This is a genomic window from Phytohabitans maris, from assembly GCF_031085175.1.
Classification (GTDB): Bacteria; Actinomycetota; Actinomycetes; order Mycobacteriales; family Micromonosporaceae; genus Phytohabitans; species Phytohabitans maris.
The window spans coordinates 83,177-100,051 of the sequence record NZ_JAVHUY010000038.1; the positions used below are offsets into that span (position 1 = coordinate 83,177).

The following is a 16,875-nucleotide window of genomic DNA, read 5'->3' on the forward strand; positions in this document are numbered from 1 at the left end:
CTATGACCGGTAACGAAACGCCGGCCGTACGGGTTACGGGTCAGTATCGAGCCAGATGATCAGTCTCCATCCACCGAGGGGATGATCCGGAGGGATAGTACGACGTCAGCGGCCTCCGGAACGGCCCGGCTCGCGGCCCGCCGGCCGGCGCCGAGCGGGCCGTGACAGTATCGTTCGGGTGAGTACCGACCAGCCAAGCCGGATCCGCTTCCGGCCGCACGGCGCGATCGCGATCGCGGCCCTCGTCGCCCTGATCGGCGCGGTCCCGCTGGCCAGCGCTGGGTGGTACTACCTGCCCATCCTGCTCGTGCCGATCGCCGTGGTGGCGTGGGCGCTACGCGCCGGCACCGAGGTCGGCCCGGACGGGCTGCGGGTGCGCGCCCTCCTCGGCGAGCGCCGCATCGGCTGGTCCGAGATCAGCGAGCTCGGCTCCGACCGCCGCGGCCGGGTGCTGGCCCGCCTGACCGACGGCCAGGTGGTGCCGCTCACCTCGGTCCGCGACCGCGACCTCCCCCGCCTCGTCAAGCTCGGCGAGGCGAAGTAAACGTACGTCCGTGATCGAAGCTCCCCTCACGTCGCTAGAACGACTTGAGGGGAGCTTCGATCACGGCCCATCAACCCCTAGTAGCCGTCGGTGACCTGGTTGATCAGGGGCTGGCCGGCGGTGAAGCGGCGCAGCTGCTCGCCCACCAGCTTGTAGGCGCGCGGCAGCAGCCCGCGGACCGAGCCGCCCACGTGCGGGGTCAGCAGGAAGTTGGGCATGCTCCAGAGTGGATGGCCGGCGGGCAGCGGCTCGGGCTCGGTGACGTCCGCGGCGGCGGCGATGCGGCCGGTGGCCAGCTCGGCGACGAGCGCGTCGGTGTCGACGACCGGGCCGCGGGCACCGTTCACGAGCAGCGCGCCGTCCGGCATCGCGGCCAGGAACCCGGCGTCGACCAGGCCCCGGGTCTGGTCGGTGAGCGGCACGATGAGCACCACCACGTCGTGCCGCGGGAGCAGGCCGGGCAGCTCCTCGACGGCGTGTACGCCCTCGTCCGGCCGGGCGGTGCGGGCCACCTTCGTCACCGACACCTCGAACGGCGCGAGCCGGGCCGCCAGCGCCGCCCCGATCGAGCCGGCCCCCACGATCAGCACCCGCTTGCCGGCGAGCTCGTCGGTCGGGGTGTGCTCGGCGTACGACCACTCGCCGCGCGCCTGGGCCCGCACGAACGCCGGGAACGCCCGCACGTACGCCAGGATGGCCGTCATCACCCACTCGGCGGTCGGCGAGTCGTGCACGCCCCGCGCGTCGCAGAGCACCATGCCCTCGGGCAGCTTGCCCACCCACACGTCCGCGCCCGCCGAGAGCAGCTGCACGACCCGCAGGTCGGGCATCTTGCCGGCCAGGCTCGCCGACTCGGTCTGGGCGAGGAAGGGCGGCACCCAGAACCCGACGCCGGCCGGGTCGGAGGGGAGCGCGTCGGGCCGGGCCGCCACCTCCAGCGTCACCCCGGACGGCACCTCGCCGATCAAGTGGACGCCCTGCTCGTGCGGAATCCAGACCTTCACAGGTCACGACAGTAGCCCACAGCCGGGACACAGCCACGGGACAAGGACCGGTCAGCTTCGGCCCCCAACCTCGACCGCATGACCTCGACACTGCCCCATGCCGTGCTGGCCACACCGACGCCGGCGCCTGCCCGGCGTACCAACGTCGCCTCCCGCCTGCTGCGCGGACCCGCCGGCGACCCGGCCTGGACGCGCCCGGCGCTGCTGGTCCTGCTCGTCGCGACGGCCCTGCTCTACCTGTGGGGGCTCGGCGCCTCCGGCTGGGCCAACTCGTTCTACTCGGCGGCCGCCCAGGCCGGCTCGGCGAGCTGGAAGGCGTTCTTCTTCGGCTCCTCCGACGCCTCGAACGCGATCACCGTCGACAAGCCGCCCGCCTCGCTCTGGGTGATGGCGCTCTCGGTACGGGTCTTCGGGCTCAGCTCGTGGAGCATCCTGGTGCCCCAGGCGCTGATGGGCGTCGGGTCGGTGGCCCTGCTGTACGCGGCGGTGCGCCGCTGGTCCGGGCCGGTCGCCGGGCTGCTGGCCGGGGCGATCCTGGCGACGACGCCGGTGGCGGTGCTGATGTTCCGGTTCAACAACCCGGACGCGCTGCTGGTGCTGCTGATGGTGGCCGGCGGGTACGCCACCGTGCGGGCGATCGAGACGGCCAGTACGCGCTGGCTCGTGCTCACCGGCGCGCTGGTCGGCTTCGGCTTCCTCACCAAGATGCTGCAGGCGCTGCTGGTGGTGCCGGCGTTCGCGCTGGCGTACCTGGTCGCCGCCCCCACTTCGCTGCGCCGCCGGATCGTACAGGTGCTGTGGGGCGGGCTGGCGATGCTCGTCGCGGCCGGTTGGTGGGTGGCGATCGTCGAGCTCGTCCCGGCGCGCTACCGGCCGTACGTCGGCGGCTCGCAGGACAACAGCATCCTGGAGCTCACGCTCGGCTACAACGGGCTCGGCCGGCTCAACGGCGACGAGACCGGCAGCGTCGGCGGCGGGCCGGGCGGCGGCTGGGGGCAGACCGGCCTCACCCGCCTCTTCGACGCCGAGAACGGCGGCCAGATCGCCTGGCTGCTGCCCGCCGCGTTGATGCTGCTGGTCACCGCGTTCGCGCTGCTGCGCCGCGCCCCGCGTGCCGGGGCCGGCAACGTCCGGCCCGAGGAGCGAAGCGACGAGGACGGACGGCGCCGGCAGCCGGTACGCAGCGCGAGCGAAGCGAGCGCCGACAAGCTCAGCACGGACCGGAGCCGGGCGAGCCTGATCCTGTGGGGCGGCTGGCTGCTGGTCACCGGCCTGACCTTCAGCCTGATGCGGGGGATCTTCCACGCCTACTACGACGTGGCGCTCGCACCCGCCGTCGGCGCGGTCGTGGCGGTCGGCGCGGCCGTGCTGTGGCGGGAGCGGACCAACCCCGCGGTCGCCGCGATCCTCGCCGGCACCACCGCGATCACCGCGCTGTGGGCCTGGGTGCTGCTCGGCCGCAGCGCCGACTGGCACCCGTGGCTGCGCGCCGCCGTGCTCGTGCTCGGCCTCGCCGCCGCCGGCGCGCTGCTGCTGGCCGGGCGCCTGGCCCGGTGGGCGGTCGCCCTGGTCGCGGCCGCCGCGGTCGGTGCCGGGCTGCTCGGACCCACCGGGTACGCGGTGAGCACCGCCAGCACGCCGCACGGTGGCTCCATCCCCACCGCGGGTCCGGCGGTGGCCGGCGGCCGGGGATTCGGCCCGGGCGGCGGTGGCGGTCCCGGTGGCGGCGGCTTCCGGGGCGGGTTCCCGGGCGGCGGCGCCAACGGCGGTGGCCAGGCGCCCGGCGGCGGCCAGGGCTTCCCCGGCTTCCAGGGCGGCGGCCAGGCACCCGGCGGCGGCCCTGGCGGCGGCACGAACGGCGGTGGCATGGGCGGGCTGCTCGACGCCACCACACCGAGCGCCGAGCTGGCCGCCGCGCTGGCCGAGGACGCCGGCTCGTACACCTGGGTCGCCGCGGCCATCGGCGCCAACAACGCGGCCGGGTACCAGCTCGCGACCGAGTTGCCGGTGATGGCGATCGGCGGCTTCAACGGCAGCGACCCGTCGCCGACGCTGGAGCAGTTCCAGCGGTACGTGGCCGAGGGGAAGATCCACTACTTCATCGGCAGCGGACTTGGGCGCAGCAACGGCGGCAGCGACGCGGCGCAGCGGATCGCGGCCTGGGTGGCGGAGAACTTCACCGCCACGACGGTCGGCGGCACGACCCTCTACGACCTGTCATGACGGCCACCGCTTCGATCACCGGGCCGGCGCCCGCGGCCGCGGACCGCACGGACGCCGTACTCGACGTGGTGATCCCGGTCCACAACGAGGAACGCGACCTGGAGCCCTGCGTGCGCCGGCTGCACGCCCACCTGAGCGGGACGTTCCCGTACCCCTTTCGGATCACCGTCGCCGACAACGCCAGCACCGACGGCACCCTCTCCGTCGCCGAGGAGCTGGCCCGGGATCTGCCCGGCGTGGCGGCGTTCCACCTGCCGGCGAAGGGGCGCGGGCGGGCGCTGGCGGCGGCCTGGTCGGCGTCGGACGCGCCGGTGCTGGCGTACATGGACGTGGACCTCTCCACCGACCTCGCCGCCCTCCTGCCGCTGGTGGCGCCGCTCCTGTCCGGCCACTCCGACCTCGCGATCGGCACCCGCCTGTCGCGCGGTTCGCGGGTGGTGCGGGGCGCCAAGCGGGAGCTCATCTCGCGCGGGTACAACCTGCTGCTGCGCGGGGCGCTCGCGGCCCGGTTCTCCGACGCGCAGTGCGGGTTCAAGGCGATCCGCAAGGACGTGGCCGAGCGGCTCCTCCCGCTGGTACGGGACACCGGCTGGTTCTTCGACACCGAGTTGCTGGTGCTCGCCGAGCGGGCTGGGCTGCGCATCCACGAGGTACCGGTGGACTGGGTGGACGACCCGGACAGCCGGGTGGACATCGTGGCCACCGCGGTCGCCGACCTCAAGGGGATCTGGCGGCTCGGGCGGGCGCTGGCCACCGGCCGCCTCCCGCTGGGCGACCTGGCACGTCAGCTCGGCCGGGAGCCCGCCGCACCGCCGGCCGGCGTACCCCATGGGCTCACCGGCCAGGTGATCCGCTTCGCCGGGGTGGGCGCGGCGAGCACGCTCGCGTACCTGATGATCTTTTGGGTCCTGCGCGGCACGACCGGCGCGCAGGCCGCGAACCTCCTCGCCCTCCTGGTCACCGCCGTCGGCAACACGGCGGCCAACCGGCGGCTCACGTTTCGGGTCACCGGGCGGCGCGGCGCGGTCCGGCACCAGGCGCAGGGGTTGGCGGTCTTCGCGCTGGGGCTGGCGCTGACCAGCGGCTCGCTCGCCGCGCTGGCGGCCGCGGCACCCGGCGCGGGGCGGGTGGTCGAGCTGACCGTGCTGGTCGCGGCGAACCTCGGGGCGACGCTGCTGCGGTTCCTGCTGATGCGGGGGTGGGTGTTCGCCCGCTCCCCCACCTGAGCCCGCCGGGGGTGGGAGAAGGGCGGAACCTGGCGGGTGGCGTCCGCCTCGTCCTGCGCGTGGACGCCTCTCATCACAGCGGGCGCGGCTACCCTGGCCGGGTGGACGCCCGCCCCCCGTACCGTGCCACCGTCGCCGCCCTGGCCTTGACCCTGGCGGTCGGCGGGTGCACCTTCGGCCCGCCCCAGCCCGACGAGGCGGGTGAGCCGCCATCGTTCCCCACGCCCTCGGCGACCGCCACCGCGCCCGCCGGCAACAGCCAGGAGGTGGCCGCGACGGTGCTGGCCACGAGGCTGCGGGTGCCGTGGGGCGTCGCGTTCCTGCCGGACCGCGGCGCGCTCGTCACCGAGCGCGACACCGCCAAGATTCTCAAGGTCGGGCCGGAGTCCGGCACCGAGGGGCTCAAGGTCACCACCGTCCAGACGCTCGCCGAGGTCGATGCCGAGGGCGAGGGCGGGCTGATGGGCATCGCCGTCTCCCCGGAGTACGACACCGACAAGACCGTCTTCGTGTACTACTCGACCGCCACCGACAACCGCATCGCCAAGCTCGTCCTGGGGCAGCGGCCGGAACCGATCCTGACCGGCATCCCCCGGTCCGGCATCCACAACGGCGGGCGGCTGGCGTTCGGGCCGGACGGCTTCCTCTACGCCACGACCGGTGACGCGTCCCAGCGCGGGTTCGCCCAGGACACCCGCAGCCTCGGCGGCAAGATCCTGCGCATGCGGCCGGACGGCAAGCCGGCACCCGGAAACCCGATCCCCAACTCGCTGGTCTGGTCGTACGGTCACCGCAACGTGCAGGGCATCGCCTGGGACGAGAGCAAGCGGATGTACGCGACCGAGTTCGGCCAGAGCACCTGGGACGAGATCAACCAGATCCAGCCGGGCAAGAACTACGGCTGGCCCACCGTCGAGGGGCGGGCGAGCGACCCCAAGTTCGTCAACCCGCTCGTCGCGTGGTCGCCGGCCGAGGCGTCCTGCTCGGGACTGGCCGCGGTGGAGCGGCTGCTGGTCACCGCCTGCCTGCGCGGCGAGCGGCTGTGGTCGGTCGAGCTCACCCAGAGCGGCACCGTCTTCGGGCAGCCCCGCGCCCTGCTCGACGGGGAGTTCGGCCGCCTCCGCACGGCCGTCACGGCACCGGATGGTTCACTCTGGGTAACCACGTCAAACCATGACGGCCGGGGCGAGCCAAAGCCCGAAGACGACCGGATCATCCGGCTCGTCTTCTCCGGTGGCGGGGCCGGAAAGAGCTAGTTTCGGCTGAGGATGCCTGGGCACGACAGAACACGGTGATGGAAGAGCACACAGAAGGCGACCGGCGTACCGCTTGGGCGGTGCGTCGCGTCATGGGTCGAATCGGGTCGAGTTTCCGCGGAATCGGGTCGATTTTCCGCAGCCGCGCGTCCCGCCGCGCCGGCCTCGGACTGCTGGTCTTCGCCGTCGCGCTGGCCGGTGTGGTGATCGGCGTCCTGCTCGGCGCCCGCACCGAGACCGACGTGGGACCGTTCCGGGCGGAGATGTCGGTCGCTCCCTCGTTCGTCGGCGACACCGAGGTGGCCATCCCGCCGCTCGGCTCGCTCCACCTGGACAGCCACGACGGCCCCACCCACCTCAACGTGAGCCTCGGCGCGCTCGACCAGGGCCGCACCGAGGCGCTGATCGACGACCCGGCGGGCATCACGCGGGCCAGCCAGACCGCCGTCGACGACGTCAAGAAGGGGCTCATCCAGCTCGGCATGCGTACGGTCGCGGTGTCGGTGCTCTTCGCCATGGCGCTGGCCGCACTGGTCTTCCGCAACGTACGGCGGGTGGCCTGGTCGGGCGCGCTGGCGCTGGTCATCGTCGGGGCGAGCCTGGGCAGCGCGTTCGCCACCCTGCACCCCGACTCGATCGAGGAGCCGCGCTACGAGGGGCTGCTGGTCAACGCGCCGGCGGTGGTCGGCGACGCGCGGCGGATCGCGGACGACTACGGCAAGTACGCCGAGCAGCTCCAGCAGCTCGTCGCGAACGTGAGCCGCATCTACACCACGGTCTCCACCCTGCCGGTGTACCAGCCGGAGGAGGGCACCACCCGCGTCCTGCACGTCTCCGACCTGCACCTCAACCCGAGCGCGTGGCCGCTGATGCGCACGATCGTGGAGCAGTTCGGCATCAACGCGGTGATCGACACCGGCGACATCACCGACTGGGGCAGCGAGCCGGAGGCGTCGTACGTGGCCTCGATCGGCCTGCTCAAGGTCCCGTACGTCTTCATCCGCGGCAACCACGACTCGGCCGCGACCGGCACCGCCGTGGCCCGCCAGTCCAACGCGATCGTGCTCGACAACTCGATCACCGATGTGGCCGGCCTGCGGATCGCCGGCATCGGCGACCCGCGCTTCACCCCGGACAAGGAGACCTCACCGAGCGGCTCCGGCACCTCCAAGCAGACCGTGGAGCAGGTGATCGGCGCCGGCGAGCGGCTGGCCGCGACGATCCGCGGGTCCAAGGAGCCGGTCGACATCGCCCTGGTACACGACCCGGCCTCGGCCGGCGCCCTCTCCGGCAACTGCCCGCTGGTCCTGGCCGGGCACACCCACCAGCGCGACGTGCGCATGCTCGACCAGGTACCCGGACAGATGGCGACGCGGCTGATGGTGGAGGGCTCCACGGGCGGTGCCGGCCTGCGCGGGCTGGAGCACGAGGAGCCGCTGCCGCTGGCGATGTCGGTGCTCTACTTCGACAGCGAGACCCGGGCGCTGCAGGCCTACGACGACATCAAGGTGGGCGGCACCGGCCAGTCCCAGGTCACGCTGGAGCGCAAGGTGATCGAAGACGTGCACCCCGCGCCCGCCGAGGGCCAGCGCCCCGCCCCGACGCCCACGCGCTGAGCCGCGCCCACGGGCACGCGGGCGCGGCTGCGGCGGGCGTCAGTCAGCTCAGGCGGGCGATGATCAGCTCGCGGACGGTCTTGGCGTCGGCCTGGCCGCGGGTGGCCTTCATGACCGCGCCGACCAGCACGCCGGCCGCCGCCACCTTGCCCTCGCGGATCTTGGCGGCCACGTCCGGGTTGGCGGCGATGGCGTCGTCGACGGCGGCGGTCAGGGCACCGGTGTCCGAGACGACCTCCAGGCCGCGGGCGGTCATGATCTCGGTCGGCGTACCCTCGCCGGCGATCACGCCCTCCAGCACGGTGCGGGCCAGCTTGTCGTTGAGCTTGCCCCCGTCGACCAGGCCCTGCAGCTCGGCCACGTGCGCCGGCGTCGCGCCCACCTCGACGAGCTCGACGCCGGCCTCGTTGGCGCGGCGGGCCAGCTCGCCCAGCCACCACTTGCGGGCGCCCTCGGGGGAAGCGCCGGCCGCCACCGTCTCCTCGATCAGCTCGACGGCGCCGGCGTTGACCACCGACTGCATGTCGAGGTCGGACAGGCCCCAGTCGGTCTGCAGCCGCTTGCGGTGCACGCGCGGCAGCTCGGGCAGCGACTCCTTCAGCGTGGCGACCCAGGCGGGGTCCGGCGCGAGCGGCACCAGGTCGGGCTCCGGGAAGTACCGGTAGTCGGTCGCCGTCTCCTTGGACCGGCCGGCCGTGGTCTCGCCGGTGTCCTCGTGGAAGTGGCGGGTCTCCTGCTTGATCTTTCCGCCGGCGTCGAGGATGGGGGCCTGGCGGAGGATCTCGGAGCGCACTGCCCGCTCGACCGAGCGGAGCGAGTTGACGTTCTTGGTCTCGGTGCGGGTGCCCCACTCGGCGCCGGGCAGGCTGAGTGAGGTGTTGACGTCGCAGCGCAGCGAGCCCTGCTCCATCCGTACGTCGGAGACGCCCAGCGAGCGGATCACGTCGCGCAGCTCGGTCACGTACGCCCGGGCGACGATCGGGGCCAGCGCGCCGGTGCCCGGGACCGGCTTGGTGACGATCTCGACCAGCGGGATGCCGGCCCGGTTGTAGTCGACCAGCGACTCGGTCGCGCCGTGGATGCGCCCGGTCGCGCCGCCGACGTGCAGCGTCTTGCCGGTGTCTTCCTCCAGGTGGACGCGCTCGATCCCGACGCGCACGATCTCGCCCTCGACCTCGACGTCCAGCCAGCCGTCGACGCAGAGCGGCTCGTCGTACTGGCTGATCTGGTAGTTCTTGGGCATGTCCGGGTAGAAGTAGTTCTTCCGGGCGAAGCGCGACCAGGTGGCGATCGTGCAGTTGAGCGCCAGGCCGATCCGGATGGTGGCCTCGATCGCGGCCTTGTTGGCCACCGGCAGCGAGCCGGGCAGCCCCAGGCAGACCGGGCAGATCCGGGTGTTGGGCTGGCCACCGAAGTCGATCGGGCAGCCGCAGAACATCTTCGTCCTCGTGCCCAGCTCGACGTGCGTCTCCAGGCCGATCACCGGCTCGTAGCGGGCGACGACGTCGTCGTAAGGCGGAAGGGTGACGGTCATGACAGCTCCCCGGGGGTCAGCGTGCCGACGGCGGACTCGAGCGCGGCCGCCACCCGGTACATCCGGTCGTCGGCGAGGGTCGGCGCCATGATCTGGAAGCCGACCGGCAGCCCCTCCGACAGTCCACAGGGGACGGAGATGGCCGGGCCGCCGTACAGGTTGACCGGGATCGTGTAGAGGTCGGCCAGGTACATCTGGTACGGGTCGGAGGTGCGCGAGCCCAGCGGAAACGCCACGAACGGCGTGGTCGGCGACACCAGCACGTCGACCCGCTCGAAGGCGGCGGTGAAGTCGCGGGTGATGAGCGTGCGCACCTTTTGCGCCTGCCCGTAGTAGGCGTCGTAGTAGCCGCTGGAGAGCGCGTACGTGCCGATGATGACCCGCCGCTTCACCTCCGGGCCGAAGCCGGCCTCGCGGGTCAGCGACATGACCTCCTCCAGCGCCCGGTTGCCGTCGTCGCCGACCCGCAGGCCGTAGCGGACGCCGTCGAAGCGGGCCAGGTTGGAGGAGCACTCGCTGGGCGCGATCAGGTAGTAGGCGGGCAGCGCGTACTGGAAGTTGGGGCAGGAGACCTCGACCACTTCGGCGCCGAGCTTGGTGAGCGCGTCGAGGCCGTCACGGAACGCGGCCGTCACGCCCGCCTCGGCGCCCTCGCCGCCAAACTCGCGCACCAGCCCCAGCCGCACGCCGGTCAGGTCGCCGGTCGCCCCCTGCCGGGCAGCGCCGACCACGTCGGGCACCGGCTGCGGGATGGAGGTGGAGTCACGCGGGTCGTGGCCGGCCAGCACCGCGTGGAGCAGGGCGGCGTCCTCGACGGTACGGGCGCAGGGCCCGGGAGTGTCCAAAGAGGAGGAGAACGCGACGAGCCCGTACCGGGAGGTGCCGCCGTACGTGGGCTTCGCCCCGACGGTACCCGTGACGGCTCCTGGCTGGCGGATGGAGCCGCCGGTGTCGGTGCCGACGGTGAGTGGCGCCTCGTAGGCGGCGAGTGCCGCGGCGCTGCCGCCGCCGGAGCCGCCCGGGATGCGGCCGAGGTCCCAGGGGTTGTAGGTGGGGCCGTACGCGGAATATTCGGTGGAGGAGCCCATCGCGAACTCGTCCAGGTTGGTCTTGCCGAGCATCACCAGCCCGGCGGCGCGCATGCGCTCCACGATCGTGGCGTCGTACGGCGGGCGCCAGCCTTCGAGGATCTTGGAGCCGGCGGTGGTCGGCACCCCGCGGGTGACCACGATGTCCTTGACCCCCACCGGCACGCCGGCCAGCGGCCCGAGCGGCTCGCCCGCGGAGCGGCGCTCGTCGACGTCGAGCGCGGCGGCCCGGGCACCCTCCGCGTCGACGTGCAGGAACGCGTGCACCCGGTCGTCGACCGCGGCGATGCGCTCGAGGTGCGCGTTGGTGACCTCGGTGGCGGAGGCCTCGCCGCTGGCGATCGCGGCCGCGAGCTGCGCCGCGCTCATCCTGGTCAGGTCACTCACGGCTCAGACCTCCTCTTCCAGGATCCGCGGCACGCGGAAGCGGCCCTCTTCCACGTCGGGCGCGCCGGCGAGCGCTTCGTCCGCGGTGAGGCAGGGCACCTCGATGTCGTCGCGCAGCACGTTGGTGAGCGGCACGGAGTGTGAGGTCGGCGGGATGTCCTCGGCCACGACCTCACCCACCCGGGCGACCGCCTGGAGGATCACGTCGAGCTGGCCGGCGAAGAGGTCGAGCTCCTCCTCGGTTACGGCGAGCCGCGACAGGCGCGCGAGATGCGCGACCTCCTCGCGGGAGATGGCGGCCATGACTGCCCCCTTCGAAACGTCTGCCTGTGGACCGAGCGTGGCACGCGCCCGGTGACCCGAGCGAGTCTATTTGTCACCCTCCGCCGTCCACAGAGCGACCCCACGGAAGCCGACCACGGGGCGACCTCCCGGAAAACGAAGGCATAGACCGAACTCCTCACGGTCGCGGTCCGTATAAGTCGGTATGCCCATACGGCGCGAGGTGATCCTGCCTGCCGCCGATCCTCTCGTCGCATGGCGTCGGATCGCACTGGACAAGCAACTGCCGGCACCGAGGTTTCCGAGCGGCATCCGCGCACCCTCTGTGGCGCTGCTCTGCGCGCTGCTCGTTCTCGCGGTGGTGTGCGCCGTCTACCTGGGCATGTTTCACGGGCGGGTGATTCCGCAGGCGGTGGTCGACTCGCAGGACCGGCTGGTCACCAGCCTGGCCCGGGGTCTCAACGCGACGGTGACCAGCGGCGTGGCGGAGATGGAGGCGGCCGCCGAGCAGGTACCGCCCGGTGGCGACCCGGCCGCGGTGCTGGCCACGGCCGCCGGCGGGGGTACGGCGTGGGCCGGCGCCGCGGTGCTCGACGCGGCCAGCCGGCGCCCGGTCGCCGCGCGCGGTGAGCCGGTCCCGGTCGCGAACGTCCCGCAGGAGGTACCCCGCACCACCGTCACCCCGCTGATCCAGGGCGCCGAGCCGCGCGCGTTGATCGTCGCGCCGCTGCCCGACGGGCGGCTGCTGGCCGGCATGACCTCGCTGCGCGTACGCCCGCTGCGGCTGGCCCCCAACGCCCAGCAGTCCGTGCTCGTGGGGCTGCCCAGCGGGGAGAGCAGGGTCGTGCAGGGCGCGCCGCCCACCGGCGGGCCGGCCGGCGACGTGATCAAGCAGACGCTCGCCGAGACCCGCGCGGGGCGGGCGGTGCGTTCGACCGGCGGGCCGCCCGGGAGCGCGCTGCTGGTGGTGGCCGCGCCGGTCGGTTCGCTGGGCATCGCGGTCGCCTCGACCGTCTCCGCGCCGGTGATCGACGTCGGCTCGCCGTGGAAGGGGCTGGCGCCCGCCGGCGGGCTGATCGTGGCCGCGTTGCTGGCGTACCTGGTGGCGCGCCGCGCGCTGGTCCGTCCGGTCCGCCGGCTGCTGGCCCGCGCGAAGGCGGACGCCTGCGGCGATCCAGGTCCGCGCCCCAAGATCAAAGGCCCAGCCGAGGTACGCCGCATCGGCGCCGCCCTCGAAGACCGTGCCCGCCCCCGCGGCGTACCCGCGGTCGTGCTGCTGCTCGGCGTCCCGGCGGTCGTCTTCGGCTGGTCCGGCGCGCTCGGGTACGCGTTCGCCGGCGGCCCGGTGCCGGTACCCGCGCAGGTGGTCCTGGACAGCGAAAACCAGGTGACCGCCGCGACGGTGGCGCTCGGCGAGTCGCTCGACGGCGGGCTGCGGCAGGCCACGGTCACCGCCGCGCAGAGCGCCCAGACGGCTCCCGCCCAGCTCACGCCGGTGCTGGACCAGCTCGTGGGCAGCGACGACCGGTACCGCGGCGCGTACGTGACCGACCCGGAGGGGCGCGTGGTGAGCACCGCTGGGCGGGACCCGCTGCGCCAGGAGGAGAAGCTGCCCCGCGAGAGCGGCGTGCGGCTGGCCAACACGGGTGGGCGGCTGCCGGTCATCTACGCGTACGCGCACCGGCCGGACGGGCACAGCGTGGTGGTCGAGTTCGACGTGGCCCGCCTCGCCGACCTGCTGCGCCGCGCCGACGGCCGGGTACGCGTGGTCGACACCGAGCTGCGCACGATCCTCGACACCGAGGGCTTCCGGGCGTTCCAGCCGCTGGCCGGTGGCGAGGCGCGCGAGGCGGCACGGGGCGCGCTCGAGGGGCGCACCGGGGCGAAGGTCGCGGGGCAGGCGCTGGTCGCCGGTACCCCGCTCGCCGAGCCCGGCTCCGCCGCGGGCCTGCGCTGGTCGGTGGTGGCCGAGCAGGCCGTCGGTGACCTCGCCCTGCCGGTCAACAGCCTGCGCCGGGCGAGCCTGGTCCTCGGCGGCGCCGCGGCGTTCCTCGCCGTGATCGCGCTCGGCTGGCACTACTTCGTGCTGGTCCTCCCGCTGCGCCGGGTCGCCGCCGCGGCCGACCGCATGGCCGACGGCGACACCGAGACGGTGATCTCGCCGCACCGCCCCGACGAGATCGGCGCGATCGCGAGCTGCCTGGAGATCTGCCGCCAGGTACGGGTGCACGGCCCGAACCGCCTCGGCGGCGCCGAGCGCCTGCGCGGCACCGGCGCGCCGCCCACGGTCGTCGTGCGCCGCCCGCCCAACCGCCGCAAGACCGGCGCCCGCCGGGTGGGGAGGCGCTGAGGTGCTCTTCCTGTACGGCGTCTTCGCCGCCAGCTGCCTCGTGCTGCTGGTCGCCGGCATCATCGAGCAGCGCGGTCACTACGCCAACCTCCGCAAGATCCCCACTCGCATCCTGGTCAACGGCATCCGCGGCAAGAGCTCGATCACCCGCCTCTGTGCGGGCGCGCTGCGCGGCGGCGGGCTCGCCGTGGTCGCCAAGACCACCGGTACCGCCGCCCGGTTCATCTTCACCGACGGCAGCGAGGAGCCGATCTACCGCAAGTTCGGCATCGCGAACGTGGTCGAGCAGATCGGCATCGTCCGCCGCGCCGCGATGTTCCACCCGGACGCGCTGGTCATGGAGTGCATGGCGGTGATGCCGGCGCTGCAGGAGGTCAACCAGCAGAAGCTGATCCGCTCGACGATCGGCGTGCTCTGCAACGTACGCGAGGACCACCTGGCCGAGATGGGGCCGACGCTCGACGACGTGGCCCGCTCGCTGAGCCGCTCGATGCCGCTGGGCGGGATCTGCGTGACGGCCGAACGGGACCGGCTGCACATCCTCCAGGAGGAGGCGGACAAGCGGCGCTGCCGGCTCGTCGCGGTCGACCCGGAGTCGGTCACCGACGAGGAGATGCGCGGGTTCGGCTGGATCACGTTCAAGGAGAACGTGGCGATCGCGCTCGCCGTCGCCCGGCTCGTCGGCATCGAGCGGCGGGCCGCCCTGGCCGGCATGTACGGCGCGCCGCCCGACCCGGGTGTGCTGACCGTCGAGACGTACGAGGCGAACGGGCGGCGGCTGCGCTTCGCCAACGTCTTCGCCGCCAACGACCCGGAGTCCACATTGCTCAACGTGCGCCAGCTCGCCCAGCAGGGGCTGATCCGCCGGCCGGTGCACCTGGTCATCAACTGCCGACCCGACCGGGTCGAGCGCAACGGGCAGATGGGAGCGCTGGTGCCGCGGCTGGACCCGGACCGCGTACTGCTGATCGGCGAGCCGACCCGCAGCGCGCTGTCGAAGATCCCGGAACGGTGGCAGGGTCGGGTACTCGACCTGGGCGGACGGCAGCGCCCCGGCGCGCTGCTCGACGCGCTGCTGGGCCAGGTGCGGGGTACCGCCTCGGTGGTCGCGGTCGGCAACATCCACGGCCAGGGCGAGGTGCTGCTGGAGGAGCTGGCCCGGCTGCGCCGGCCCGCACTGGCGGGGAGCGTGCGGTGACGTTCCTGCCCGGCGGCGAACTGAGCCCGCAACTGGCCACCATGTGCCTCGGCGTGGGGCTGATCTTCGCGCTGATCTGCTACCTCACCACCAACCTCTCCCCCGGCGGCATGATCACGCCGGGCTGGATGGCGCTCGCCATGGTGGAGGACCGCCTCCAGGCGGCGGTGATGGTGGTCATGACGGTGGTGACCTTCGCGCTCATGAAGGTGCTGCAGCGGATCGTCATCCTGTACGGCAAGCGCCTCTTCGCCGCCGTCGTGCTGCTGAGCGTGCTGCTGCAGGTGACCGCGTTCCTGGTCATCCAGCGCGACGTACCGCTGCTCTTCGCCCACCAGACGCTCGGCTTCGTGGCGCCGGGCCTCATCGCGTACCAGCTGATCCGCCAACCGAAGGGCGCGACCATCCTCGCGACCGCGGTCGTCTCGGCCGCCACCTACGGCGTGGTGATCAGCGGAATCCTGACCGGCCTGGTGCCGGTGACGTAGCCGTCGTGTCGTTCGTGGAGGGAGTGTGTCGATGCATCGGGGTCTGACAGGCGTGGCGGTTTTCGCGCTGCTCGCGGGTGGCACCGCCGCCTGCCAGAGCGGCGAGGGCGCGGCGGCACCCGCGGCCGCGCCCGACTACGTGTCCGCCCCGCCGGTGGAGGAGCTGCGGTTCGAGCGGGCGAGCGAACCGGCACGCACGCTCGTCGTGGACGCCGAGGGGAGGACGCTCGCGGTCTTCACCGACAAGGCCCGCACGGTACGGCTGACCGGCCCGTCGCGCACCTTCGCCGAGGCGTCGCACACCGCCGCGACGGTCACCACCGACGCCTGGGTACGCCTGGCGCCGCGGGCCTGGCAGAAGGACTCCACCGACGAGACCTGGGTCCGCCCCTGGCTGGAGAAGGCACTGGCCGACCGGAGTCCCGACGCCCTCGCGATCGCCATGGAGTACGTCGACGGCGGCAAGCGCGACGCCTCGTTCGGCCCGCTCTCCGACACCGACCCGGACGGCCGCGCGGAACGCTCCGACTTCTACGACTACCTCGGCGTCGACTGGGAGTTTCCGGACGGCAAGACGGAACGGCCCGACCCCGACCACATCCGCAGCCTCGACTGCTCCGGCTTCCTGCGCATGGTGTACGGCTACCGGATGGGCTACCCCCTGCGCGGCACCAACACGCCCGGCACCGGCCTGCCCCGCCGCGCCTACGCCATCGCCGAGTTCGGCCCGGGCGCGCAGCTGATGCCCAACCGCGGCACCCAGGCCCGCGAGTACGAACGCCTCAACGCCGGCGACCTGGTCTTCTTCAACGGCGGCCCGGTCCTCAACGACCACATCGAGCACATGGGCATGTACCTCGGCGTCGACAGCGACGGCCGGCACCGCTTCATCTCCAGCCGCACCAAGGCCGACGGCCCCACCCTGGGCGACACCGGCGGCGACTCCCTCCTGGACGGCTCCGGCCACTACGGCATCCGCTTCCGCACCGCCCGCCGTATCTGACCCGCCAGGGGCCCCTCTGCCACCAGACCACCGCCGAAGACCGCGGGGGCGCGGCGCGCACGGGCCGCTGTCCCCGACACCGCCACCGGGCGGAGGCCGATGTCACGCGCAGCTCTCGAGCTGCCCCGTCCGTGCGCCCAACTCAAACACCCTCCCGCACCCACACCACCACCCGCCCCGCGATCGACGGTGCCGGCCGACGTCAGCTCGGGCCGGAAGCGCGGACCTGCCGGCAATGCCACTCAGCTCACGTTAATCAAGGCTGCGACGTGCGCTCCCGGTGTCCGACCCGCGTGCAGATTTAGATGATCTATTCCAAGGGTGGGCTCGCTCAGCGGTACTGGAAGTACGTTATGAGGCCGCCATAACGTACTTCCAGTACCGCTGAGCAGAGACTCGGTCCTTGACCGACGGCCAGTGCCACCTGACGCCTCGGGCGGGCCTGTCGGGGCCGGGTGGGTTGCGGTCGCCTAGCGCGGAGGCTGAGGTCGCGGGAGCAACGGTCCGGACCCAACGCCAGTCAGCTTGAGTTGATCAAGGTCGGCCGACGGTGCATCCCGGGCGACCGCGACGATCCCATGATCGACACTTCGATCGGGATCGTCCCAGTAGATCGTGGTACGGATCGGCCCGCCTGAGGGCAGCTGCGTACCACGATCTCGACGCCCGCCCGGTG

13 protein-coding genes are annotated in these 16,875 nt (G+C 73.1%); 9 read left to right on the forward strand and 4 right to left on the reverse strand.

Going from position 1 to position 16,875, the window contains the following annotated elements:
* Nucleotides 1-178 precede the first annotated feature (178 nt).
* Nucleotides 179-544 carry a PH domain-containing protein gene (locus RB614_RS32180; protein ID WP_308716442.1) on the forward strand — a complete coding sequence of 122 codons (366 nt, stop codon included), beginning with the start codon at nt 179-181 and terminating at the stop codon, nt 542-544.
* Nucleotides 545-621: 77 nt separating this feature from the next.
* Here RB614_RS32180 and RB614_RS32185 read toward each other — a convergent pair whose 3' ends face one another.
* Complete coding sequence (locus RB614_RS32185) at nt 622-1,548, reverse strand: 2-hydroxyacid dehydrogenase (protein ID WP_308716443.1); 927 nt, start codon at nt 1,546-1,548, stop codon at nt 622-624.
* A gap of 78 nt (nt 1,549-1,626) precedes the next feature.
* Between RB614_RS32185 and RB614_RS32190 the strand changes: the two genes are divergently transcribed.
* The 4 genes from RB614_RS32190 (at nt 1,627) to RB614_RS32205 (ending at nt 7,869) form a co-directional block, all read left to right on the forward strand.
* Nucleotides 1,627-3,771: an ArnT family glycosyltransferase gene (locus tag RB614_RS32190; protein WP_308716444.1), complete on the forward strand. Its 2,145-nt coding sequence runs from the start codon at nt 1,627-1,629 to the stop codon at nt 3,769-3,771.
* Nucleotides 3,768-4,997 (forward strand): bifunctional glycosyltransferase family 2/GtrA family protein, encoded by a 1,230-nt coding sequence (locus RB614_RS32195; RefSeq protein ID WP_308716445.1) that lies wholly within the window; start codon nt 3,768-3,770, stop codon nt 4,995-4,997. The genes RB614_RS32190 and RB614_RS32195 overlap by 4 nt, the downstream gene beginning before the upstream one ends.
* 101 nt (nt 4,998-5,098) lie before the next feature.
* Nucleotides 5,099-6,253, forward strand: coding sequence for a PQQ-dependent sugar dehydrogenase (locus RB614_RS32200; RefSeq protein WP_308716446.1), 1,155 nt, complete (start codon nt 5,099-5,101; stop codon nt 6,251-6,253).
* Between the two features lie 92 nt (nt 6,254-6,345).
* On the forward strand, nt 6,346-7,869 hold the full coding sequence (locus tag RB614_RS32205; protein ID WP_308716447.1) for a metallophosphoesterase family protein: 1,524 nt from the start codon (nt 6,346-6,348) through the stop codon (nt 7,867-7,869).
* A gap of 43 nt (nt 7,870-7,912) precedes the next feature.
* Here RB614_RS32205 and gatB read toward each other — a convergent pair whose 3' ends face one another.
* The 3 genes from gatB to gatC are packed head-to-tail and all read right to left on the reverse strand — an operon-like array spanning nt 7,913 to nt 11,181.
* A complete protein-coding gene (gatB, locus tag RB614_RS32210) occupies nt 7,913-9,403 on the reverse strand; it encodes an Asp-tRNA(Asn)/Glu-tRNA(Gln) amidotransferase subunit GatB (RefSeq protein ID WP_308716448.1) in 1,491 nt (496 codons plus the stop codon).
* Nucleotides 9,400-10,878, reverse strand: coding sequence for an Asp-tRNA(Asn)/Glu-tRNA(Gln) amidotransferase subunit GatA (gene gatA / locus RB614_RS32215; protein WP_308716449.1), 1,479 nt, complete (start codon nt 10,876-10,878; stop codon nt 9,400-9,402). Before gatA ends, gatB begins: the two co-directional genes overlap by 4 nt.
* 3 nt (nt 10,879-10,881) lie before the next feature.
* A complete protein-coding gene (gatC, locus tag RB614_RS32220) occupies nt 10,882-11,181 on the reverse strand; it encodes an Asp-tRNA(Asn)/Glu-tRNA(Gln) amidotransferase subunit GatC (RefSeq protein ID WP_308716450.1) in 300 nt (99 codons plus the stop codon).
* Between the two features lie 184 nt (nt 11,182-11,365).
* Between gatC and RB614_RS32225 the strand changes: the two genes are divergently transcribed.
* Genes RB614_RS32225 through RB614_RS32240 form a run of 4 tightly spaced genes read left to right on the forward strand, consistent with a single transcriptional unit; the run spans nt 11,366 to nt 16,199 of the window.
* Complete coding sequence (locus RB614_RS32225; protein WP_308716451.1) at nt 11,366-13,510, forward strand: HAMP domain-containing protein; 2,145 nt, start codon at nt 11,366-11,368, stop codon at nt 13,508-13,510.
* Between the two features lies 1 nt (nt 13,511).
* Entirely contained in the window at nt 13,512-14,708 is a 1,197-nt protein-coding gene (gene pgsB, locus RB614_RS32230; protein ID WP_308716452.1) for a poly-gamma-glutamate synthase PgsB, read from the forward strand.
* Nucleotides 14,705-15,196, forward strand: coding sequence for a poly-gamma-glutamate biosynthesis protein PgsC/CapC (locus RB614_RS32235; protein ID WP_308716453.1), 492 nt, complete (start codon nt 14,705-14,707; stop codon nt 15,194-15,196). Before pgsB ends, RB614_RS32235 begins: the two co-directional genes overlap by 4 nt.
* A gap of 31 nt (nt 15,197-15,227) precedes the next feature.
* Nucleotides 15,228-16,199, forward strand: coding sequence for an NlpC/P60 family protein (locus RB614_RS32240; protein WP_308716454.1), 972 nt, complete (start codon nt 15,228-15,230; stop codon nt 16,197-16,199).
* Nucleotides 16,200-16,875: the final 676 nt, after the last annotated feature.